The sequence below is a fragment of the Granulosicoccus antarcticus IMCC3135 genome (genome assembly GCF_002215215.1).
GTDB classification, from domain to species: domain Bacteria; phylum Pseudomonadota; class Gammaproteobacteria; order Granulosicoccales; family Granulosicoccaceae; genus Granulosicoccus; species Granulosicoccus antarcticus.
On sequence record NZ_CP018632.1, the window covers coordinates 5,730,079 to 5,752,367 of the forward strand.

Consider the following 22,289-nt stretch of genomic DNA (forward strand, 5'->3'; position numbering starts at 1 on the left):
TTATCGCCAATCCATGAGCGATTAATAGCGCTAATGAGCCATTTCACACCAGCATTACAGATAACCTCGGGACATTGACGATGCAAATCCGCGACTCCATACGCACCATTCCCGATTTCCCCAAGCCCGGAATCCAGTTTCGTGATGTCACTACGCTGTTTGGCGATGCCCAGGCGTTTCGCATGGCGATCGATAATCTGCTGCATCCCTATGCAGGTGCCCGAATCGACAAGGTAGCGGCTCTGGAAGCCCGTGGCTTCATCATGGGAGGCGCTATTGCCCATCAGTTGTCCGTAGGCTTTGTGCCCATTCGCAAAGCCGGCAAGCTGCCTGGACCCTGCATGAGTGAGTCCTATAGCCTGGAGTACGGGGAAGCCACCATGGAATTGCACGAAGGGGCTTTCAAACCCGGTGAACGTGTGTTGCTGGTTGATGACCTGATTGCCACAGGTGGCACCTGTGAAGCGGGCATAAAGCTCATCAGACGTGCCGGTGCCATCGTCATCGGCAGTGCATTCATCATCGATCTGCCAGCTTTGGGTGGTCGTGAACGCATTGAGGCACTGGATGTTCCCGTACATATTCTGTGTGAATTCGAAGGTGATTGAAAAGCACCGGACAACCGTTCGAGCTCCAGTCATCCGAACCAGTTGACGACATTACTCATCTGGGCAGATCTGTCAGCCTGAGAGCGTCAGAACGATCCCGCTCTGCCCTGCGGATGACTCTGCCCAACGCCAGAGTCACGGCATCCTCTTCTCGCGATTGCTGACGTAAATGCCGCTTTGTTGAAACCTTGTCAGCGATAAGTACAAATGGCCGAATATTCTCCAGAGTCTTGGGGCCGATTCCTGACACTTCCAGTAACTGCTCGATCGTCTGGAATGGGCCGTTACTCTCGCGCCACTCAACGATGCGTTGCGCCTTGCCAGGGCCAATCCCGGGCAAGGCTGCTGCCAGCTCTTCGACCGATGCGGTATTGATATTGACCATTGCTGGCGGATCTGTCGGCTCATCCGTATTGACAGGCAAGGCATCGGGTAGCTCGAACACAGCTCCGACTCTGGAATAGATATGTCGGCCCGGGCTACTGGCAGCCGGATTATGGCCTGCTCCAGAGCCGCTCATCGAAGCAGCAGGTACTGCCCCCGCCCGGACGATGTCCGGAATCAAGGCCCAGACTGACAGGCAAAACAGCGTCAGAGCGAACAAATAGTGGTTACGGCAATACTGAGTAATCATGGCGACATCCTTGTCAAAAAATCAGTGCTTCCTGAAGTTGATCCTGCCTCTGAATCAACCTGTTGACAACCCATCAAGCCTGTTTTTACTGACAATTCAGACAGTATCCTGTGCCAGACAAACTCTAATTATGGGATGATGCCCTACTGATTTCACCACCCGGAGACCATGCAGACATGAAACCCGAAACGATAGCCCTGCATCACGGCTACACCCCAGATGAACAACATTCAGTTGCCGTGCCCATCCACCAGACCACCGCCTATGCGTTCGACAGCGCACAACACGGTGCAGATCTGTTCGATCTGAAGGTTGCGGGCAATATCTACTCGCGCATCATGAACCCCACCTGCGCTGTGCTTGAACAACGTGTGGCAGCACTCGAAGGCGGCATTGGCGCGCTAGCTGTTGCCTCGGGCATGTCAGCCATTACCTATGCCATCCAGACCATTGCTGAAGCCGGTGACAACATCGTCTCCATCAGCGAACTCTATGGCGGAACCTATAACCTCTTTGCACACACCTTTCCCCGTATGGGACTGACAACCCGGTTTGCTGACAAGGACGATTTCGAAGGCATCGCAAAACTGATCGACGCACGAACCAAAGCGGTGTACTGCGAAAGCATCGGCAACCCTTCCGGCGGGGTAGTCGATATTGCCAGACTGGCGACCCTTGCTCATGAGCATGGCGTTCCGCTCATCGTCGACAATACGGTTGCCAGCCCGACCCTGTGCCGCCCCATCGAACATGGCGCAGATATCGTCGTGCACTCTGCCACAAAGTACATCGGTGGTCATGGTACGACCCTTGGTGGCATCATCGTAGACTCCGGCAATTTCCCCTGGGCCGAGCATGCCGAACGTTTTTCTCTGCTCAATGAACCGGATGTCTCGTACCACGGTGTCAGCTATACCCGAGATGTCGGCGCAGCCGCCTTCATCACTCGTGCGCGTGTTGTGCCACTTCGCAACATGGGCGCGGCCCTCTCAGCCCAGGCAGCCTGGAACCTGATCCAAGGTCTGGAAACGCTGTCATTACGCGTAGAAAGAATCTGCAGCAACAGCTTGGCTGTCGCACAGTTTCTGGACAATCATGACAAGGTCAAATGGGTCAGTTATGCCGGCCTGCCTTCTCACAAGGATCATGCGCTTGCCAGACAATACATGGCTGGGCACGCCTCCGGCATCCTGAGTTTCGGGGTCGAAGGTGGACTTGAGGCTGGTATAACGGTGTATGACGCCCTCAACCTGATCTTGCGACTGGTTAATATTGGCGACTCGAAAACACTGGCATCCATGCCGGCTGCCACCACACACCGTCAATTGAATGATGAAGAGTTGAAGGCTGCAGGTGTAACACCCGATATGGTGCGACTCTCGATAGGTATCGAGCATATCGATGACATCATCGAAGATCTCGAACAAGCTCTGGCAAAAGTCTGACTGACACTCCAGCCGTTGCTCTGGCATAAGCGAGCAACGGCTGGATTTCATTCGAATTCATGGACGGCCTCATTGGAAGCTGGGTTCATCCAATCAGCGGCATCAGGTTTTCAGATATCGTATCGCAGCCGCTGACCTGTCCTTCTCGGCAGCTCTTTTTCGTATTCTGTGCAATCGCTTCGGCACACCTGGCAACAACGTAAATCCGTTGTCCGACCAGACATCGGCTCCACCATGATCATAGGTGACAAACAGAGCCAGAGAGTCGCTCAGCAGTTCAACCTCGTCTCCGTCAAAGCCTGCATCAATTCTTACGCTGATATTGGGCTCGGCAAGTCTGTACTGTTTCGGTCGCAATGGCAGGTAATCGTTTTGCCCGGTATGGTCTGAATTCTCGCCCATCCAACTTAAATGCAATATCTGTCCCCCATCTAAAAGAGCAGCTTGCACGCGACAGACTTCAAGTGCTTGATCGGTAGGCACCACCAGCGACCATTCACCTGCACTCATGGATTTACCCTCAGGTGTCACCGTTGTAATTTCAATGTCAATATTCAACGGCTCTGCTGTGTCATTCACGGCGAGAACGACGATCTCCCCGGTTTTCTCATCCGGCCGGGCACTGACAAGTACTGGGGCAAAGAAACGTCTGGCAAAGTATTGAGTCAGCTTCCAGCTACCGCCGTACTCCAGACTGGACCAACTGGCAACGGGCCAGGTATCGTTCAATTGCCAGTAAAGCGTGCCCATGCATCTGGGCTTGCTACTGCGCCAGAACTCGATGGCAGTCTTCATGGCCAAAGCCTGACTAAGCTGACTTAGCCATGTCATGTCCTCGAACTTATCCGGAAACCTGAAATACCGAACCAGGGTTTCCACAATCCTGCTATTGCCACCCTCGTTGCGTTGATGCACATCCATGACAGAGGAGGAAACATTCCTGTCCTGTGGATCAGTAAAGGTTTCGATCAGCTGATTTGACGGAAAAGACTGAAAGCCGAACTCCGAGCAGAAACGTGGTTTAACGGTTCGATAATGCTCAAAGTCCTTTGATGAGTGCCACACATCCCAAAAGTGCATATCCCCGGCAGTATCATCATGCCAGGCATCGCCAAAGTGAAGTCGGCCCACCGCAGGAGACGATGCCCAGAAGGGAATATCCGATGCCTCCCGCTCCATAGCCTCTTCCAGTGCGTGACTCAACCGGGCATAAACAGCCACATAGTGATCACGGTTTTTACGGGACACTTCAAACCAGCCTAGTGCGCCAATGACCTCATTATCACCACACCACAACGCCAGCGATGCGTGCTGACTCAGGCGGCGTATCTGTTGCCGGGCCTCGATACGTACAGAGTCAAGCCAGACAGAATCTGATGCGGGATACAAGTTGCAGGAAAACATGAAATCCTGCCAGATCATCAGTCCCTTTTCCGAGCACATCTGATAAAACCAGTCAGGTTCATACTGGCCCCCGCCCCACACTCGAAGCATATTCATGTTGGCATCCAGCGCTGAGCACAACAGATCATCCACGAGCTCCGGAGTAACTCTTGCCGGCAATGCATCGGCAGGTATCCAGTTTGCGCCTCGCATGAATATTTCCTTGCCGTTAACTCTGAATGCAAAACGGTTACCGATCTCATCCGCATCGGTAATCAGTTGCACTTCCCGCAAGCCAATTCGATAGTGCCTGGTATCCTCGCCCAACTGCACGGTCACATCGTACATCTCCTGCACACCGTATCCGGCAGGCCACCACAACCGAGGGTTCTTCAACTCGAGCGTCAAGTGAGTCACGCCTGCTCCCGGGTAGGCATCTATTTCACACTCGGTTAGCTCTGCTTCGCAGATGATCTTCGCCTTCAGAGCAGTCGTTGACTGGGCGGTGTAGTGAATATCAACACTCAACGCCACCGAATTATCAGTGTGCTTCTGACGCACCATCACCTCGTCGATGCGTACGGCATCGACTCGTTTCAGGCTAACCGGTCTGTACAAGCCCAGCGGTGACAGGGCAATATTCCAATCCCACCCTGCATGGCATTGCGCCTTGCGCAAGAAATTGAAATGCGCCAGTCGGTTATTCCACTTGATATAGGGAACCGGGAACGGGGCTTCTGCAGCACGTTGAGCAGCCATTGCTGAATTTGACAGGAACTTCACTTGCAAGTGGTTCTTGCCCTGGCGCAGCAAGGTGCCGACTTCAAAATCCCATCGAATGAACTGATTATCGCAGCGTCCGATCAAATGATCGTTCAACTGCACCTCTGCCATGCAGTCAATACTGTCAAACGTAAGCGTCCACAAACCAGGCTGCAACTCATCGAGACAAAAAGATGTTTCCGCAAGCCACTCGCATTCGTGAACCCAGTCCAGACTTGTTTCCGTGTCTCGCCAATAGGGATCCTCTATCTTCCCTGCTGTCAGCAGTGCTGAATGCACATCACCAGGGACCGGTAAAGCAACCTTGTGCTCACCATTGGAGACAATCCAACCTGTATTGATAAAAATCAGATCTTTACCGACTGAGGATGACCCGGCAGATACGCCGCCTGCACATCCTCAGGCAGGTGCTCCAGGGTACTGGCACACAGATAGTCACCAATGGCAGAACCAGTACACCGTGAATCGACGTTTTCTGCACCGCGCTCAGCCCGCAGATCGCCTTCATGCACGACACGAAAATCTATCGAGAAGCGAGTTCGACCTGTGCTGTTGGGAATAGAGGAGTGCAGATGTGCGGCCGAGAATAGAATCATGGCACCTGGTGGCGGAACCAAGACAAGGCTGGGTTCCAACTCCACCTCTTCCTGAGCTTTTGGCTGCGGCCGGGTATCAGTCTTTACATTCTGATCGACCGTGAATCGGCTTGTCGCATTCCACTCCTGGTAGTTGTAGGTCTCGGAACTGTTCTTGACCGGTGCATCAAAATATTTTGGATGGAATGCCATTGCATTACCTGCCTCGATATCGAAGATAGGCAACCACCAGTTGATCTGTGACATGGGTGCCGAGTACCAGGTATCACGGTGCGGATGAAACGCAAAGGCAATACCACTGGTCAGAAAATCATCACTGGTCGAAGTTCGCATGCGCGGCACATCAAAATACATCTGGTCCAGATCACACCCCAGAGATTCGAATAGTCGTGGAATGATTTTCTTGCACTCAGGGTGATGAATGAAGGCAGGCTTCAGTTTCATCAGTATCTGGGCATAGTCTTCGACGGAGTGCTCAAATTGCGCGAGTGCCGGGTCCCCTCCTCCTGGAAAGGCTTCGTGGATCATTTCGCGCGCCAGCTCCACCAATGCCATGGAGTGCTCGTTGGCTGAATAGACAAGAATATCGCCTGCGTAGAGGCGCTCTCGGCGCTTGTCGTCATCTAGAGGTTGGTCAAATAAAATCGCGGTCACTGTCGGGTTCCTGACAATCGTAATAAACGTCACATGAGCGACGAATTTTGCGAATCTTATGCCATTCCGCGATCATTTTGTTGAGATCAAAATGCCATTTTTTAGTTATTTTTATTACAGATTCGACCCGTTCTCAAATACCTCGTCACACTGCCTGCAAACACATCAGAACAACTGCATTAAAATGCAAATTCACAGCCAGCGCCGGACTTTGTTCTGATATTCCGCGTACTCGTCTCCAAATTTTTCCCTCAACACCCGCTCTTCAGGTGCGATCTGAAAGCGGTTCATGTACAGCACGAATAACGGCAACAGGACTATCGGTAACAAGTTGCCCAGAAAGATCAGCCAGGCCACAAGAATCAGTAATATGCCCAGGTACATAGGGTTACGCGTCAAACCGTAAATACCGATTGTAACCAGCACTCTGGTTGCACTTGGTGTCCTGGGGTCTACCGTAGTATGCGCGTGGCGGAAGGCAAAAATGCCTGCGAACCCAGCCACCCCTCCCGTAATAAGCAGCAGAATCGACAATGCTTCTCGCCCCGGCAGGTCAATGGAGAGAAAGGCCATCAATGCGGATAAAAACCACATGCCAATGGCCGTTATCAGCGCCAGAACGGGGGGCTGTATTTTGAGTTCCAGTGCTTTCACGCGGCAGCAGTTCCTGTATCGGTAATCGTTGGACAGAAAGGAAGAATTCCCGGGGCAGGAATCTACACACCGCCAGTCGAAAGACTGGCCATCGATTCATGCTCTCGCAGAGCATTTGCCTTGTCATCTTCCAGAGCATGTCGAAGAACCAACAGAATGGCTAACTGAGTCCCGAATATCAACGATGCCAGCAGTAGATGCAGAGGCTGGGAAAACATTGGCATATGCAGACGATCCATACTCATGCCGATGGCGATGGTGCCCAGCAGAAAAGCTCCCAGAGCAATACTTAGCTGACGCAGTATTCTGGAGTCTGAATGATTGAGCACTGAGACAATCAACCAGCCGTTCAGCCCTACCAGCGCGATGGCGTAGTATTTATGAACGGCAAAGACCAGCGGCAAATTATCTATCCACAAGTGTCGATCCTGGAAATTACTGCTCCGTGCGATAAGGTCTACCGCCTCGCGAACCTGAGTCCCCATGATCAGCTGCAATAGTCCAGCCACCATGGCAACAATAAACAAGGGATAGAACAAGCGCGGCAGTCGATCAATACGGATATCGCGATAGTTCGCACGTCCCGAACGTATCAAAGCGGCAATGAGTACACCAACGATCACTTGCGCAAGCAGCATATGCAGCGTTATCAGCCCAGTGTGAAGATTGGTAGCCACTACTTGCGAGCCCAGCCAGCCCTGCACACCGACCAGTACGAACCCCACCATTGAGAACCAGAATATCCGAGGTTCGCGGCGACGATAGGGTATCGAAAACAATAACGTTGCGAATATCGTCATACCGGTGAAAACGCCCAACAGCCTGTTCAGGTATTCGGTCCACGTCTTGCGAACGTTAAAGGTGGTATCCGCATATCCACGCTCAGCGTAGATCTCCTGATAGTTATCAGGTAACTGGGCCTCACTGGTAGGTGGAACCCACTGCCCAAAACAGGTTGGCCAATCCGGGCACCCCATACCCGCACCGGTCGCTCGCACAATTCCACCGACCAGAATCAGAGAGAAGATCGTGGCAACGGTCAGGGCGGCACACCACCAGAAACGACGTTGAGTTGACTGACTGGGCATATCGGCGGACACGGCAGAAAAACCTTCGGGAAATTTCCTTAATGGTACGCCATACGCGCCTCAACGCGCATTGGTTCTGAAAACGTCAGATTCTCTCTGAACTTTCGTGGCTCAAACCTGATCTTAATCCGTATGAATAGAAACCTTCCTCCCAGACAGATAACCCCTCTCGTGACGCACACCACACACGCAGTAACCCATCATCGAAGAAATCAGTTCGCAGCGTTGATGGCGACAACGATCCTGGGGTTCGGCTGGCTAATGCTGGCTTCCAGTTCCGCTCCTGCCGCGACAGGCCAGATCAGTGGTCTGACGGGCGAATTTTCCAGTGGCTCACTCAGCGGTTGGAAAGAGCGCAGCTTTGCCGGTAACAGCAAATATGAGCTGATCGAAGAGCAAGGCACGCAAGTGCTTCAGGGTAGTACCAATGGCAAAGCCTCCATTCTGTACACGGAACAAAAGGTGGATCTGAAAACCACCCCTCTCATCGAGTGGTCATGGAAAGTAGATCGCACCTACGAGGGTATTGATCAACGCAGCCGCCAGGGTGATGACTTCCCTGCTCGCCTGTATGTCGTGGCTAAGACCGGCTTTCTGCCATGGGACACATTGGCCATCAACTACGTCTGGTCAACGGATGCCCCACTGGATGACTCATGGGCCAACCCGTTTACGGACAAGGCCCACATGGTGGTTGTACAGACAGGCAATCAGCGTGTCGGCTCCTGGGTAACACAGCAACGAAACATCGCTGAGGATTTCAAGACTTATTTCGGTGCAGATATCAAGCAACTGAGTGGCTATGCGGTGATGATTGACGGTGATAATGCCAACAAAGAGGGGATGGCCTGGTTTGGCAAGATTCAGTTCAGCGCCAATTAACAGCAGCCTCGTGACCGCCGGCGCCAAGGGTTCTATACTGCACTCATGGACAGACGGACATTCACTTCTCTCTGCACGGCACTAATTGCCGGTGCAGCCAGCACGCATGCCAACTCGGGGAGCCAGCGGATTCACTATCCGACCAGCAGATTGATCTACGAGGACGACAGTAGCGTTACCCTGGCTTCACTTCAGACTGGCAGAGCCTATATTTTTGGCTACCCTTATTTGACAACTCCGTGCTTTCTCATGCGCCTTGGCAAATCTGCCCCGGCTCGTGGGTCATGGCCTGGGGGCCTCGACACAGATCAATCCGTCGTTGCATTCTCTGCCATCTGCAGCCACAAGATGTCACATCCTGCCAAACCTATCAGTCATATAGCCTATCGCCCCGAACCGATCGTCTTCCATGACAGCAACGGTGAACGTCAAACACGTGACGGACTGGTCAGCTGCTGCTCCGAACGCAGTGTCTATGACCCTGCCGCAGGGGGTGAGGTTTTATCGGGACCTGCCCCCGCTCCTCTGGCAGCCATTGCGCTGTCACATGATGACTCTGGCAATCTGTCGGCAACTGGCAGCTTCGGACCCGACCAGTACGAACAGTTTCTGACAAAATTCGGTTTTCGACTAGCCATGGAATACGGTGTAACCGACGTCCGGCAGCGTGCTGCCGAGCGCATAGTCGTTGTGCCTGCCGAAGAGTTTTCAACGCAGCAGGTGCTCTGTTGAACGACGCTCGCGCAAAAAAGCAACTCAAGAAACTTCCTCTGCTCAAAGGCATAGACGAGTCGCTATGGGATCGATTGATCCCGTTCATATCCTTCACCGACCTGGCTGAAGGTGAAACGCTATTCATGGCTGATCAGGATAGCCAGAACCTGTATCTGGTCGTTGATGGTGAGCTGGGCCTTTACATGCCTTGCGGTAATTCGACAGAAACTTTTTATCTTCAATCTCGTATAAAAGGCGAGACTGCCGGCGACTTCACCGTACTCAACGGTGGCAGACATCTGGTGACAGCCATTGCGGTCAGAAAGTCCTGCATAGCTTTGTTTCCACGTTTCTCCTTTGATCAATTAACCAATATAGACCCCGGAATCCTGGCGCATGTCTACGATGCTGCGGCCCTGCTTTCCAGGCGCGTGACCCTCGCCCGCGCATTCCTCGAGCTGTTTGGCGATGTGAGCAATGCGACCATGGACAAGTTGCTCGAGAAAACCGTCACCCGCCATTATCACAGTGGTGAGGTCTTGTTCCAGGAGAACGAACAGCCAGACGGGCTCTACGTAATCGTCTCGGGAAAACTGATTATCGAAAGTACCGATGCCGAAGGTCAACTAGTTCGCATCGGTGAAGTTCGAGCCCCGGAAACTGTCGGCGAACTGGCTTTGCTGGCAGACAGCACTCGCACCGCCACAGTGACTGCGGCACGTGAATCGACGGTAGCCATGTTGAACCGTGAGGCATTTGATACCCTCGTCGCGCCACGCGCCGACATGATGATTCGGCTGTCACGCTTGATCGTGCGTCGGCATGTAAACAATGTTCAGCTGGAAGATACTCCCAGGACAGATTGTAACTTTGTCATTCTGCCGCTGGATTCACGCCTGCCTCTGCGTCGATTTTCCCATCAGTTGAGAAATGCAATGCGCGAACTCGGCGATTGCATGTCACTTGATTCACGCAGCTTCGATACCCTTTACGGCCGCTCAGGTGCCTCGCAGACAAGTTTTGACAATATTTTCAACTCAGCCATCGCTGAGTGGCTTGATGACAAGGAAAACCGTTTCGACTCCCTGATGTTCATTGCTGATCGCGAATGGACACCCTGGACACAGCGATGCGTCAATCGTGCAGACCGCATCTTGCTGCTGGTTGATGCACTGCCCGAGAACAGCGCCGAGATTCGCGAGCGCGAACAGCAACTGAACAAGCTATTCAGTGAATCGCGCATTCGACCAAAGGTTGATCTTGTATTACTACATCCCAGCAATACACGATTCCCAAAGGATACGGCCCGTTGGCTTAACAAACGAGATCTGGATGCCTTCTATCATGTGCGTATCAATGATCCCCTGCAGTTCTCGCGTCTGGCCCGACGCCTCCAACACAAGGCACGTGGCATTGTATTCAGTGGCGGTGGGGCACGCGGTTACGCTCATCTGGGAGTTCAGCGCCTGATAGAGGAACAATCGGTAAACATCGATTACATCGGCGGATCCAGCATGGGCGGGCTTCTCGGTGCCGCCATGGCCATGGGACGCAGTTACAAGGATATCGAAAGCCTGTCGGCAGCCTTCGCTTGCAAACAGGCTTTGTTCGATTACACCCTGCCCCTGGTCTCATTGATGAAATCTGCCAAGCTCACCCGTTTTTGCAAAGACGTGTATGGCCATACGCTGATCGAGGATCTGTGGACACCCTTTTTCTGCATATCATCAAATCTTGCCGATGGTCGCGAAGTCATTCATGACCAAGGCCCTCTATGGAAAGTAGTTCGCAGCACCATTTCTCTGCCCGGGGTTTTCTCACCGGTTCCGACAACCAATGGTGATCTGTTGATTGACGGTGCTGTACTCAATACTTTTCCGGTCGACGTCATGCACGAACGTCTGGGTGGGCGCGGCAACATCATCGGTGTCAATGTCAGTCACATCCCGGAACAATTTCACTACTACGATTTTGGAACCAGCCTTTCCGGTTGGCAGGTACTGCTCTCACGCCTCAATCCGTTTGCTGACCGTATTCGTATCCCGCGCATTGCAGAAACTCTGTTACGTGCAACCGATATCAAAAGTATTGAGCGCTTGAACGAGGCCAGACGTTCGCTGGAAGTTCTGATTGAACCCAATGTCAGATCCATCTCGCTGCTCGATTTCAAATCCTATGCGCAGACCAGCGAACTGGGGTATCAGGAAGCACGCAAGGTTTTCGCGCGCCATGGCCTGTGCCCTGAGGTTGCTACCGAGACAGTTTCACCCGTCAGTGACGACCTGACAGATGCTCCGCTTTTCTGAGCAAGGACTGCATGTCCGGTTTATCGTCGGCCAGCATGGCGGCCACAGAGCCATTGCGATTGCGTATATTCGTGTCCGCACCGTGCTGCAAGAGCAATTCAACCATTGCTGCATTATCAGCTGATACAGCATGATGCAGTGATGTATTACCGAACTCATCCTGCACATTGACATCGGTATTCGGTAGTTCAAGCAGCACTGAGGCCACCTCATCATGATTATTTTCAACAGCTCGCATCAGAGGTGTAAACCAATAAACATCTCTCAGCTGCGCATCCGCATGTTCAACAATCAGCCATTGCAATAGATCAACATACCCCTTGGCAGCAGCAATGCTCAGCGCGTTCCAACCATTTGATCCGATGACGTGAATATCTGCATTTCGGTTCATCAACCACTGGGCAGTTTTTTTCTGATTACCTAAAACAGCAAACATGAAGGCCGTACCGTTCGTCTGAGTCGTATCGTTTACTCGGGCACCCGCATCAACCAGGGAAATAACCAACGGCAGCTCGCCGAGCTTGGCAGCGACCATCAGCGCACTTTTGCCGTTACTGGCGGTAATTGCCAGTAATTGCGCCGGTTCGTGCAATTCCAGAAGACTCTTCAACCGTGCAGCCTGATCATTCCCAATGGCGCTCATCCACGCCTGCCGCGCCTTGGCATCGACGAGCTGGTAGGTGTTGTTCCTGGTTGCTACGGTAGGCGATTTGTCGAAAGCCTGCGCCACACCATTGAGCGCCAGAAACAGCACGGCGATCAAGGGAATGCAACGGCGCATCGTCTGCAGCATGGTCTTGACGATTTACGATAGCTGCAGCGAGGCAACTACATCACTGAAAACCAGATCTGGATCATAGTGACCTGTCATACGAATGATGGCATCACGCCCCACGGCCTCATCCAGCAACTGACGGAAACCTTTTTGCATGGCTTCGCTGACCGGGATTCGTTGTTTGTAGAGAACCCGACAATATTCATCGCCAATGAACAAGGGTAGCTCGTCTTGCTGGCTGATCAGCTGTAAGGTTTCAAAGTGAGACGGACTATGGCCCGTGATGAATAGCAAGGTGCCACGACTGGGTTCGATCGGGGTAATGATCTCGATGCCGATTTCAATCAGCGTACCTTTTTCATGCTCGTGCAGATCAGCATCGAACTCGACGGTGTAGGGACCACCCAGTAACCGTCCATGAGTCAGACAAGGCGCATCGGCAGGCAGAACGAAGAAGATGGCGGCCTGCCAGTTTCCATCATCGAGTTGGATAGGTACACAACTGACGGTGATATTGGCATTGTGCAGCAGCACGATGACATCATCAGGGAAGCGTTCTTCGGGACGTTGGGCAGCGGACACGTTATTCCTGCAAGCGGATTTCAAGGAACTGACAATACCACTCGATGAGATTCAAGACTGGGGCTCTTTAGCAGTTCCTCCTTATCAACGACTGGCAAAGTCAGATGAGAAAATGCAGAAGGGCCCCAGAGACTGGAGCCCTTCATTCTTGCCGTACTGAAAACTGCTAGCTTCTGGCAGAAACCGTTGCACCTTCATGATCAACGCCCTGTCCCGGCTCAGCACTGGCATCGATTATCTTGCCCTCTGCCTGCACCTGCTCATACCACAGGTCGTGGTGCTGTTTTGCCCACTCAGCGGATACATAGCCGGTCGCCATCCCTTCGAAGGCGCCTTCGGTACCGGCGGTACCGATATAGATATGTCCCACCGCAATCGCAGCCCAGATCAGTGACACGACAGCGTGTATCAGATTAGCTTGCTGCATCTGTTCACGAGTGCCACCTACCAGAGGCAGAAAATCCAGCGCCGCAGGAATGGTGATTCCATAGGAAGGTGCCACCATCAACAAACCTGAGGCGCACACGGCCAAACCTAGAAAAGTCACCGCCCAGAACCAGACCTTCTCACCGCCGTTCATGCGGCCCGCGGATGGATGCCCGTCTCCGACAATGCCTCCCCCTTGTTTGAACCACTTGATGTCAACAGCATTGGGGACGTTGTACCAGATCCACATGACAATCATCAGAACGATACCGATGGAAAAAACCGGACCGATCACGTTGTGAATGGTTATGGACGCCTGAGCCCACAAAGAAAAGCCAGCCTTGCCCAATAAGGGTATCAACACCACTTTGCCAACCAGCATGCTTAGCCCGGTAATGGCCAGTGCGATGAACGATACAGCCGTCACCCAATGCACAGTCCGATCAAGCCAGTTCCAGCGCTTTATCGTTTTACCCGAACGCGGCTCTTCCAGTTTGCTACGACCTTTGATCAAATGAAAGGTCGTTACAATCAACAACATGATCAGAATGCCCCAGGGCGCATAGCTGGCAACAGGTCCGTCGCGTAGTGCCTGCCAGCGAACTCCACCGGGCCCAATCAGCACATTGCTTTCCTGGCCTTTCACCGCAGAATAGCCACTGACACCATCATTCACCGCGCGCCAGTAGTTGGACCGTGGATTGACGCTGGCACCCGTTTCCTGAGCAATGGCTTCGCTGCCCAGAAAATGCAGGGAATAGCTTCCCAGAGGCAAAATGAAAGCCAGAGCCAGAATGGCCAGCAAGCTGTACGTGGTGATCTTCCGCTTTTTGGCAGAACTCATTTTCTGTCGTACCGGCTCACTGGCCGGCACTTCGTTCGGATGGTCCGTGTGCATCAGTTTCAGCCCTCGGTGTAAGCGGTTTCCCAGCCCCATGTCTGTGGTCGGCCACCGCGACGCAATACTCGCTCGCGATAGATGTCCGCAACCTCGTCACCGTCACCGGCAATCAGGGCACGCGTTGAACACATTTCAGCACACAGTGGCAGCTTGCCTTCAGCGATGCGGTTACGACCATACTTTTCGTACTCGGCATCGGACAGATCAACCTCATCCGGGCCACCGGCACAGAAGGTACATTTGTCCATTTTGCCGCGGGCACCAAAGGATGACTGCTGTGGATACTGCGGAGCACCGAACGGACAGGCGTAAAAACAGTAGCCACAGCCAATGCACAGGCTCTTGTCATGCAACACAATGCCATCGTCAGTCGTGTTGAAGCAATCCACCGGGCAAACTGCCTGGCAAGGTGCGTCCGTGCAATGCATGCAGGCCACCGAGATGGATTTCTCACCCGGCTTGCCATCATCCAGTGTCACCACCCGACGACGGTTCACACCCCAAGGCACTTCATGCTCGTTCTTGCAAGCCGTCACACAGCCATTACATTCGATACAACGCTCGGCGTCGCACAAAAATTTCATTCTTGCCATTGTCGTATCCTCCTCAGGCTGCGGTTATCTTGCACAGGGAACACTTGGTTTCCTGCATCTGGGTCACGGAGTCATAGCCGTAGGTCATGGCGGTGTTGTTGGACTCACCACGCACATAGGGAGCAGAGCCTTCCGGATACTTGTCCAGAAGATCCTTGCCTTCATACACACCACCAAAGTGGAACGGTGTGAACACAACACCACGCGCTACGCGATCGGTGACCATGGCCATGATGTGGATCTTTCCACCTTCAGGACCTTCCAGCCAGACCATCTGACCATCCTTGATTTCAATATCGTTCGCGTCAGCCTGATTGATCTCGACAAACATATCCTGCTGCAGTTCGGCCAGCCATGGATTGGAACGGGTCTCCTCACCACCGCCTTCGTATTCAACCAACCGTCCGCTGGTATGAATCAGTGGAAAGTCCTTCGAGTAGTCAACGGCCTGGATAGAACCATAACGGGTCGGCAGACGGAAATGCGACTTGACATCTTCATAGGTCGGGTAGTCGTCGACCAGATCACGACGGGCTGTATAGAGTGGCTCGCGATGAATAGGCACCGCATCTGGAAAAGTCCAGACGACAGCACGTGCCTTGGCGTTGCCGAAGGGCGCACAGCCATGTTCGATGGCAACTCGCTGAATGCCCCCGGACACATCGGTTTTCCAGTTCTTGCCTTCAGCAGCCGCTTTTTCATCGGCAGTGAGATCATCCCACCAGCCCAGAGTCTTCAGCATGTCAGCCGTGAATTCCGGATAACCGTCTTCGATCTCGGCACCCGCTGACCAGGAGTCCTCGGCCAGCAGATTCACACCATCACGTTCAACCCCGAATCTGGCACGAAAATTCAAGCCGCCTTCAGCGACCGGAATGCTGGTGTCGTACAGGTTGGGCGTACCTGGATGCCCCATTTCCGCCGTTCCCCAGCACGGCCATGGCATACCATAGAATTCGCCATCTAGCGGGCCACCCTTGGCTTGTAATGTAACCTCGTCAAAAGTGCCACGATGCTCTTTGTGCGCCTTCATACGCTCAGGACTCTGACCGGTATAGCCGATAGTCCACATGCCTCTGTTGAATTCGCGCGTGATATCTTCTATCAACGGCTCGTCGTCCTTGACCTCGATATGCTTGGTCAGCTCTTCAGCGAAGCCGAATTTTGCGGCAAATTTGTACATAATGGTGTGATCAGGCAACGATTCGAACAAAGGTTCAATAATCTTGTCGCGCCATTGCAGTGACCGGTTGGACGCGGTGACCGAGCCATAGGTTTCGAACTGGGTGGCGGCCGGTAACAGATACATACCGTCCTGGCGATCCGGCAATACAGCCGTGTGCGTGGGGTAAGGATCGACAACAACCAACAGTTCCAGCTTCTCCATGGCCGCTTTCATTTCCGGCCCACGGGTTTGTGAGTTGGGGGCATGTCCCCACAGAACCATGGCGCGGATATTGTCTTTCTGCGCAATGTTTTCCTTGTCTTCCATGACACCGTCTATCCAGCGCGAGACAGGCATGCCTGCGGTGTACATGGCCTGCACGTCCTCATCACCGCTCTTTTCATAAGAACCTTGATCGAAACGGCCCTTGATCCACTCGTAGTCAAGATCCCAGACCTTCGCCCAATGCTTCCAGGAGCCTTCTGCCAGACCGTAGTAGCCGGGTAAGGTATCTGCCAGAACGCCCAGATCGGTCGCACCCTGAACATTGTCATGGCCACGAAAGATATTGGCACCACCACCGGATACACCGATGTTGCCCAGCGCCAGTTGCAGAACGCAGTAGGCGCGCGTGTTGTTATTGCCGATCGTATGTTGAGTTCCGCCCATGCACCAGACGATCGTGCCGGGACGATTTTCAGCCATGGTCTGCGCAGCCTGCTTCAACTGGGCTTCAGGTATGCCGGTAACCCGCTCTGTTTCAGCCGGTGTCCACTTGGCTACCTCTTCGCGAATTTCTTCCATGCCGTAAACACGCTGGCGGATGTATTCCTTGTCTTCCCAGCCGTTTTCGAAAATATGCCAGAGAATGCCCCAGATCACAGGCACGTCGGTGCCAGGTCGCATCTGAATGAATTGATCAGAGTGTGCGGCGGTACGGGTAAAGCGAGGATCAACTACGATCAGCTTGGAGCCGTTCTCTTTAGCCTTGAGAATATGCTGCATGGCCACGGGATGCGCTTCAGCCGCATTGGAGCCGATGAAAAACATGGCCTTGGACTTCTGCATGTCATTGTAGGAGTTGGTCATCGCACCATAACCCCACGTATTGGCGACACCTGCCACCGTTGTGGAATGACAGATACGAGCCTGGTGATCGATGTTATTGGTTCCCCACATAGCCGCGAACTTGCGATACAGGTAAGCCTGTTCGTTACTGTACTTCGCAGAGCCCAGCCAGTACACCGAATCAGGCGAGGACTCTTCGCGAATCTTCAGCATCTGATCGCCGATCTCGTTGATGGCCTGGTCCCAGGAGACACGGGTCCACTTTCCACCAACCAGCTTCATCGGGTATTTCAGACGGCGCTCGCCATGGCCATGCTCACGTACGGATGCACCTTTGGCACAGTGCGCTCCCATATTGATTGGCGAGTCGTAGTCAGGCTCCTGCCCGGTCCACACGCCATTCTGGATTTCCGCGATAACACCACAACCGACAGAGCAATGCGTGCAGATTGAATGCACCTCTGTTGTCGCGATGTCGGCTTTGGCGTAGGTGTCCGCTGCCCGCGCCTTCTTCAGCATGCTGGGGCCGGCACCGATTGCCAGGGCCGCGCCACCTGCCGTCAGGCCGGAGTTCTTGAGGAATGTTCGTCGATTGATGCTACTGCCCAACAGACCTGTGGACGTACGGCCACCAGCTGTTGACAGCTCAGTCACCTGCCCGGCTGACTGGCCGGGGATCTTGCGTTTGAGTTTCATGGATCTCTCCTTCAGATATCGGTTGACCGGATGCTAGATGCGCGCACGTGCGTAATACCTGCTGACGTGCTCGGTCCGCTCATAGCCTTTCTTGCCAGTCGATTTGTCATCAGTAATCTGGACCTGATCGATTGCCTCGACCAGAGACTCACCACCCAAAACAGCGCCACTGGTGACGGCACCACCGGCTACGGCTGCGCCTTGAAGAAACCCGCGTCTTTTGGAATTGATGAATCTGGGTGTTGATGATTGTTTGTCAGTCATACTTTTTGTCCTCTCCTGCCAGACTCTCGGTGGAGTCTTTTTAGATATGGGGTTGTCTGTCAGCTCTGCATGTCCAGCAACTGCTGCTCGAATTCGAAAAAGCTCTCGCCGAAAAATCCGACAGAGCGATAAAAATGCGCCGCACTGGCGTTTTGCATATCATTGAAAAAACGTCCCATCCAGGGAGACAGATGGTCGTTGAAGAACGCCTGCTGCGTTTCAAGAGATATTTCGCTGGGGTGCCGGATGATCAACGCCATCGCATCGCACAATGCAGCCACATGATCTTCGGACTCCACGATGCCGTTCAGCCGCTCGATACCCAGACGCTGCAGATCGCCTCGCAAGACAGCAACCGGCTTTTCCATCAGGAAGCCTGTCATGTACCAGGACCCGAAGGGCATCAATTCGCCACGTCCGACTCCCAGCAACAAGGCAAAATATTCCTCATGCACGGCCGCCAGATCAGTTTTCAGAGCCGCCTGCTTCATGAGCTCCCAGCCCATGGCAATCTTGCCCTCGCTCGGATCTATTTCGCCGATTTGACGCAGTCGTTCGAGAACCTGCTCTTCAGGTTCACGAGCCAGCAGACTGGAAAGCAGCTCATAGACATTGGCACGCACAGCCTGTGCCTGATCCTGAAGAAACTGGTCCTCATTCTTGACAGAAATTACAGGCTTTTCACTGGTCATTACATTCATTCCATCTAGTCTCGGCCAGCGCCGCGACGATCTCAAGGGGTATCAACAAAACGACTCCAGATCCGGCCCAGTCAGGGCAATTGCATCAAATTTTCAGTCGCAGGGCGCAACGGTTCAAAATGTCTCACTCGCCTTCTGTCAAGAAAACGACGAATAACTCTTGCCGACAAGTTATCGGCAGCACATTCTGCAACTAATCAGGGTTTTACCGTGGCAACCTTTAAAGGTTGTGAACATCAATGCCAGCAGCATCTTCTTCGAACATGTCACGCACGCGACAGTCTCCACACAGACGCAAACGACGCACCGCCTTGTCATTCTGAAACATCCAGTGACCTGCAAGCTTCTGCGTCATGTTATCGATCATGGACTGTGTGGCAAACGGTGTATGACAGCGTACGCAGTGAAATGGGGTTTCTTCATGCAGCGTCTCAACCTTGCGTGCAGCTACGCTGTCCCAGATATAACGCGCCTCCAGACTGATGGCAGACTCCGGACAGGCAGACTCACACAAGCCGCACTGCAGGCAGTTGGCCTCGACAAAGCGCAGAGCTGGCGTGTCCTGACCATCTTGCAAGGCCTTTGCAGGACAAGTGGAAACACAGGCCATACACAGCGTACAGGCCGTGGTATCGACGTGTATCTGCCCAAAAGGCGCGCCGCTGGGCAATTTGACGATGGGCTCTGCGGGCCTCAGCTGCTCTGACAACGCATCAAGAGCCAGACGCAGGGTTTGCCGCTTCTCATTGTGGGTAGAAAAGCTCTGTGCTTTCACGTTCTCCAGAGGACTTGCCGGGTCTCGACTGACGGCAAGCTGCTGAAGCCTGGCATCAAGAGCTGTTGAAGCCAGCAATTCGACCGGCACTTCATCGATCCCCAATTCAGCCAGCAAGGGCCCGACCCACTGTAACTGCGCATCCAACGCCTGTCGGCCCGGATCATCAGCGGGCGAATCCGTCACGACAAGGATATGCTGGACCGCCCCTGCCAGCATGCTCAGCCAGTAGTCAGGACCAAAGGCGCTGACCTCCTCGACAAGCAAGGACAGCACCCCTTCTCGGGAGGCGGCTTCATCAACCAGCGACTGCACCTCTTCGGTATGCAGAATAATGGTGTTGGCCTGATTTTCTCGCAGTGACTTGCGACTGCGTTCCAGCGCATCCGATACCCGTGGGTAGGCATAGCTCATGGCGCCACTCGGACAGACGGTTGCACAACTACCGCAGCCCTGACATAAAAACGGATCAACAGAAACACCTTCACCACTGGGAGTAATGGCCTCAGCCGTACAGATGTCGATACATTGATTGCAACCGTCAAGCTCACTGCGGCTGTGGGCGCAGGTACTCTCGTTGTAGTTGAAGTAGCGCGGTTTTTCGAATTCGCCCCGCATATCGTTGAGCGAATCAACCGCCTCATCAATCGCTTCGGCCGTCGTCGCATGCACATACCCGAACGGCGCCAGTCTGACCGGCATGACAGCTTGCGATGACAAATCCAGCACGACATCAAACAAACCCGTTTCACGATAAACGGACACACCCAGATCCAGTTCTTCACCCGCCGCCATGGGCACCACAGCCCGGTAGGCTCCCAGGTAGCCGTTCAACGACAGAGCCGGCACGCTGAACACAGCGATACCATCATCCGTCAGACGCTTGTCGGTTCGAGTGATCTCAGGATCTATCTGCACCACGGTAAACCCGTGCTCGGAAAAGCGTTCACCAGCACTCAGGGCCTGAGCAACCTCACCAATGATCAGGCAATGCCCTTGGGATACGTACTGAATCTGCGAGGTGGCCTCCCCCAATTGCTGACGCTGCACAAAGACTGACAGATCACTCACGACTGCAATCGGACGTTGTTCTTCACTCATTGGGGGGTCTCATCCGGCTGCGACGCTGTCGATTGCGTCAGCTTGTTTGGTGGCTTGTTCGTAGCAGAATCATGATCCTGCATTTGTTCATGTGACAGAACCGCCGCATTTACGGCATCCTCTTCCTCTGTCACCGCGGCATTCGGCTGCTCCTCTGAATGAGTATCCTCAGCCAGGCTTTGCTGCGATGCGAGCTCATCCTCATGCTGCGCTGTCGGTTGCTTCTCGACAGCTGAGGCGTTGTCTTGTGCGACTTCCTCATCAACTCGCATATCACTTGTCAGCGGCACCTGCTCTTCTGCCAGACGCTCGGCCTCCAGCCTGGCTCGCTCCTTACGGGCTGCATGAAATTTCATGTCAGCTGTCACCGTGTCGCCTAGTGGCTCAAAAGAAGTGTAATCGCCGTCGTAGTCGTCTAATCCGTCACGCACGTTGTAACTGGGCTGCCGGAAGACGTGCCGCAAAGCTGCTTTGCGAAGTGCGGAACTGACCCCTTTGCTGAAAAACCCACTCAGATCGCTACCTGAGGTCAGTGTTTCGACCGCTGGCATATCGGCGTCCGTGAGTCGTATTTCTGCAGACTCGATGGACTCGATTTCCTGCGGCGGCTGAATAGCATCGCGATCGGAGGTGTCGGCAATGGAAACAGCTGGTTCTGCTGCATTCGCAAATTCGATATCCGGTCCCAGCACTGCTGCCGGCTCATCAGTTTCTGATCGAGTAGACTGTTGTTTGCGCGCTGACCATCGACCCAGAAAACTGCCGGAGTCTTTCTGATCACTCATATATGTTGCCCGAAAAAATCAGATGTAAACCTCATTGCTGGCCAGATGCCGGGCCCTGGGAAGAATCGTTCGACCACTTGTGCCGTTTGCGCTTCTTGAATTCCTTCGGCTTGTAATGCTGCAAAACAAAAGCTTCCATATGCCGGTACAGCTCTGCCGGAATGGGACCACTGAGCACCAGCTCATCGTTTTCCAGAAAAGCCGCCGCTTCGTCATAATCGATGGTGACCAACACCGGGCGCAAGGCGATGGCATCATCAGCCACATCTTCGATCTCACGACAGACAACATAGACCAGTGGCTTGTCACCGATCAGTGCATGCCAGTAACGCTCGCATGCATCTCTGTAGAGCGTGACCTGAAAACCGGACCAGGCAAAAAGCTCGCCTTTGTCTGTCTGTCCAGCTTGTGCTGCTGAGCCTGCTGCCGAATCCGCTGCCGCCACATGCTCGCCAACTGCGACCGCATGCAAGTACCAGGACGGCATCGACCAGAACGAACGACTGATCATGCGCCGCTCAAGCAGCAGCGTGACCGGCACGCTGAATCTGGTAGGAATGTGGTTTTGCATATGCGGTTACTATTGCACGACTATCGCCAGTATTGGTCATCGTATCCCTGCCACACAGCAGCAAATACGGCGCCCAATCATAGAAATTCAATGCATCCTTGTCAAAATGCGACAATATGTCGCATCGCCCCACTCAAAA

At 53.5% G+C, this 22,289-nt stretch carries 20 protein-coding genes; 5 read left to right on the forward strand and 15 right to left on the reverse strand.

The genetic code is table 11. The annotated features are described in order from the left end of the window. Positions 1-80: 80 nt before the first annotated feature. The gene (locus tag IMCC3135_RS24890) at positions 81-608 is read left to right on the forward strand and encodes an adenine phosphoribosyltransferase (protein WP_088920052.1); all 528 of its coding nucleotides are present in this window, start codon (positions 81-83) and stop codon (positions 606-608) included. A 55-nt stretch (positions 609-663) separates the two neighbouring features. Here the strand turns inward: IMCC3135_RS24890 and IMCC3135_RS35650 are convergent, their stop codons facing one another. Then, positions 664-1,242 carry a ComEA family DNA-binding protein gene (locus tag IMCC3135_RS35650; protein ID WP_418251406.1) on the reverse strand — a complete coding sequence of 193 codons (579 nt, stop codon included), beginning with the start codon at positions 1,240-1,242 and terminating at the stop codon, positions 664-666. A gap of 176 nt (positions 1,243-1,418) precedes the next feature. Here IMCC3135_RS35650 and IMCC3135_RS24900 point away from each other — a divergent pair, with 176 nt between their 5' ends. Beyond that, positions 1,419-2,687: an O-acetylhomoserine aminocarboxypropyltransferase/cysteine synthase family protein gene (locus tag IMCC3135_RS24900; RefSeq protein ID WP_088920053.1), complete on the forward strand. Its 1,269-nt coding sequence runs from the start codon at positions 1,419-1,421 to the stop codon at positions 2,685-2,687. Positions 2,688-2,789: 102 nt separating this feature from the next. Here IMCC3135_RS24900 and IMCC3135_RS24905 read toward each other — a convergent pair whose 3' ends face one another. The 4 genes from IMCC3135_RS24905 to IMCC3135_RS24920 form a co-directional block, all read right to left on the reverse strand. Continuing rightward, on the reverse strand, positions 2,790-5,204 hold the full coding sequence (locus tag IMCC3135_RS24905; RefSeq protein ID WP_418251450.1) for a beta-mannosidase: 2,415 nt from the start codon (positions 5,202-5,204) through the stop codon (positions 2,790-2,792). Further along, positions 5,201-6,103: a phytanoyl-CoA dioxygenase family protein gene (locus IMCC3135_RS24910; protein ID WP_088920055.1), complete on the reverse strand. Its 903-nt coding sequence runs from the start codon at positions 6,101-6,103 to the stop codon at positions 5,201-5,203. The genes IMCC3135_RS24905 and IMCC3135_RS24910 overlap by 4 nt, the downstream gene beginning before the upstream one ends. Before the next feature lie 192 nt (positions 6,104-6,295). Continuing rightward, entirely contained in the window at positions 6,296-6,757 is a 462-nt protein-coding gene (locus tag IMCC3135_RS24915) for a methyltransferase family protein (protein ID WP_088920056.1), read from the reverse strand. A gap of 62 nt (positions 6,758-6,819) precedes the next feature. After that, positions 6,820-7,857, reverse strand: a complete 1,038-nt coding sequence (locus IMCC3135_RS24920; RefSeq protein WP_205737704.1) for a COX15/CtaA family protein — start codon at positions 7,855-7,857, stop codon at positions 6,820-6,822. A gap of 216 nt (positions 7,858-8,073) precedes the next feature. Between IMCC3135_RS24920 and IMCC3135_RS24925 the strand changes: the two genes are divergently transcribed. The 3 genes from IMCC3135_RS24925 to IMCC3135_RS24935 are packed head-to-tail and all read left to right on the forward strand — an operon-like array spanning position 8,074 to position 11,747. Next, positions 8,074-8,727 (forward strand): DUF3047 domain-containing protein, encoded by a 654-nt coding sequence (locus IMCC3135_RS24925; protein WP_157736257.1) that lies wholly within the window; start codon positions 8,074-8,076, stop codon positions 8,725-8,727. Positions 8,728-8,772: 45 nt separating this feature from the next. Further along, complete coding sequence (locus IMCC3135_RS24930; protein WP_088920059.1) at positions 8,773-9,459, forward strand: Rieske (2Fe-2S) protein; 687 nt, start codon at positions 8,773-8,775, stop codon at positions 9,457-9,459. After that, entirely contained in the window at positions 9,456-11,747 is a 2,292-nt protein-coding gene (locus IMCC3135_RS24935) for a cyclic nucleotide-binding domain-containing protein (RefSeq protein WP_088920060.1), read from the forward strand. The genes IMCC3135_RS24930 and IMCC3135_RS24935 overlap by 4 nt, the downstream gene beginning before the upstream one ends. Here the strand turns inward: IMCC3135_RS24935 and IMCC3135_RS24940 are convergent. The 10 genes from IMCC3135_RS24940 to IMCC3135_RS24985 form a co-directional block, all read right to left on the reverse strand. Further along, the gene (locus IMCC3135_RS24940; RefSeq protein ID WP_088920061.1) at positions 11,713-12,540 is read right to left on the reverse strand and encodes an ankyrin repeat domain-containing protein; all 828 of its coding nucleotides are present in this window, start codon (positions 12,538-12,540) and stop codon (positions 11,713-11,715) included. The genes IMCC3135_RS24935 and IMCC3135_RS24940 overlap by 35 nt on opposite strands. A 12-nt stretch (positions 12,541-12,552) precedes the next feature. Beyond that, a complete protein-coding gene (locus IMCC3135_RS24945) occupies positions 12,553-13,104 on the reverse strand; it encodes a hypothetical protein (RefSeq protein WP_088920062.1) in 552 nt (183 codons plus the stop codon). 166 nt (positions 13,105-13,270) lie between these two features. Next, positions 13,271-14,428 (reverse strand): formate dehydrogenase subunit gamma, encoded by a 1,158-nt coding sequence (locus IMCC3135_RS24950; protein WP_236994652.1) that lies wholly within the window; start codon positions 14,426-14,428, stop codon positions 13,271-13,273. 5 nt (positions 14,429-14,433) lie between these two features. Then, the gene (gene fdh3B / locus IMCC3135_RS24955; RefSeq protein WP_088920063.1) at positions 14,434-15,024 is read right to left on the reverse strand and encodes a formate dehydrogenase FDH3 subunit beta; all 591 of its coding nucleotides are present in this window, start codon (positions 15,022-15,024) and stop codon (positions 14,434-14,436) included. A 13-nt stretch (positions 15,025-15,037) separates the two neighbouring features. Next, a complete protein-coding gene (locus tag IMCC3135_RS24960; RefSeq protein ID WP_088920064.1) occupies positions 15,038-17,953 on the reverse strand; it encodes a formate dehydrogenase subunit alpha in 2,916 nt (971 codons plus the stop codon). 33 nt (positions 17,954-17,986) lie between these two features. Next, a complete protein-coding gene (locus IMCC3135_RS24965) occupies positions 17,987-18,217 on the reverse strand; it encodes a twin-arginine translocation signal domain-containing protein (protein WP_088920065.1) in 231 nt (76 codons plus the stop codon). Positions 18,218-18,276: 59 nt separating this feature from the next. Next, positions 18,277-18,909, reverse strand: a complete 633-nt coding sequence (locus tag IMCC3135_RS24970; RefSeq protein WP_157736258.1) for a TorD/DmsD family molecular chaperone — start codon at positions 18,907-18,909, stop codon at positions 18,277-18,279. A gap of 229 nt (positions 18,910-19,138) precedes the next feature. Further along, on the reverse strand, positions 19,139-20,794 hold the full coding sequence (locus tag IMCC3135_RS24975) for a 4Fe-4S binding protein (RefSeq protein WP_088920067.1): 1,656 nt from the start codon (positions 20,792-20,794) through the stop codon (positions 19,139-19,141). Next, on the reverse strand, positions 20,791-21,579 hold the full coding sequence (locus tag IMCC3135_RS24980; protein ID WP_088920068.1) for a DUF3306 domain-containing protein: 789 nt from the start codon (positions 21,577-21,579) through the stop codon (positions 20,791-20,793). The genes IMCC3135_RS24975 and IMCC3135_RS24980 overlap by 4 nt, the downstream gene beginning before the upstream one ends. Before the next feature lie 31 nt (positions 21,580-21,610). Next, positions 21,611-22,150: a DUF3305 domain-containing protein gene (locus tag IMCC3135_RS24985; RefSeq protein WP_088920069.1), complete on the reverse strand. Its 540-nt coding sequence runs from the start codon at positions 22,148-22,150 to the stop codon at positions 21,611-21,613. Between the last annotated feature and the right edge of the window lie 139 nt (positions 22,151-22,289).

Coding starts and splice junctions, on each gene's coding strand:
- IMCC3135_RS24890 (WP_088920052.1), top strand. CDS start 81: ATGCAAATCCGCGACTCCATACGCACCATTCCCGATTTCCCCAAGCCC.
- IMCC3135_RS35650 (WP_418251406.1), bottom strand. CDS start 1,242: ATGATTACTCAGTATTGCCGTAACCACTATTTGTTCGCTCTGACGCTG.
- IMCC3135_RS24900 (WP_088920053.1), top strand. CDS start 1,419: ATGAAACCCGAAACGATAGCCCTGCATCACGGCTACACCCCAGATGAA.
- IMCC3135_RS24925 (WP_157736257.1), top strand. CDS start 8,074: ATGGCGACAACGATCCTGGGGTTCGGCTGGCTAATGCTGGCTTCCAGT.
- IMCC3135_RS24930 (WP_088920059.1), top strand. CDS start 8,773: ATGGACAGACGGACATTCACTTCTCTCTGCACGGCACTAATTGCCGGT.
- IMCC3135_RS24940 (WP_088920061.1), bottom strand. CDS start 12,540: ATGCTGCAGACGATGCGCCGTTGCATTCCCTTGATCGCCGTGCTGTTT.
- IMCC3135_RS24950 (WP_236994652.1), bottom strand. CDS start 14,428: ATGCACACGGACCATCCGAACGAAGTGCCGGCCAGTGAGCCGGTACGA.
- fdh3B (WP_088920063.1), bottom strand. CDS start 15,024: ATGGCAAGAATGAAATTTTTGTGCGACGCCGAGCGTTGTATCGAATGT.
- IMCC3135_RS24960 (WP_088920064.1), bottom strand. CDS start 17,953: ATGAAACTCAAACGCAAGATCCCCGGCCAGTCAGCCGGGCAGGTGACT.
- IMCC3135_RS24965 (WP_088920065.1), bottom strand. CDS start 18,217: ATGACTGACAAACAATCATCAACACCCAGATTCATCAATTCCAAAAGA.
- IMCC3135_RS24970 (WP_157736258.1), bottom strand. CDS start 18,909: ATGACCAGTGAAAAGCCTGTAATTTCTGTCAAGAATGAGGACCAGTTT.
- IMCC3135_RS24975 (WP_088920067.1), bottom strand. CDS start 20,794: ATGAGTGAAGAACAACGTCCGATTGCAGTCGTGAGTGATCTGTCAGTC.
- IMCC3135_RS24980 (WP_088920068.1), bottom strand. CDS start 21,579: ATGAGTGATCAGAAAGACTCCGGCAGTTTTCTGGGTCGATGGTCAGCG.
- IMCC3135_RS24985 (WP_088920069.1), bottom strand. CDS start 22,150: ATGCAAAACCACATTCCTACCAGATTCAGCGTGCCGGTCACGCTGCTG.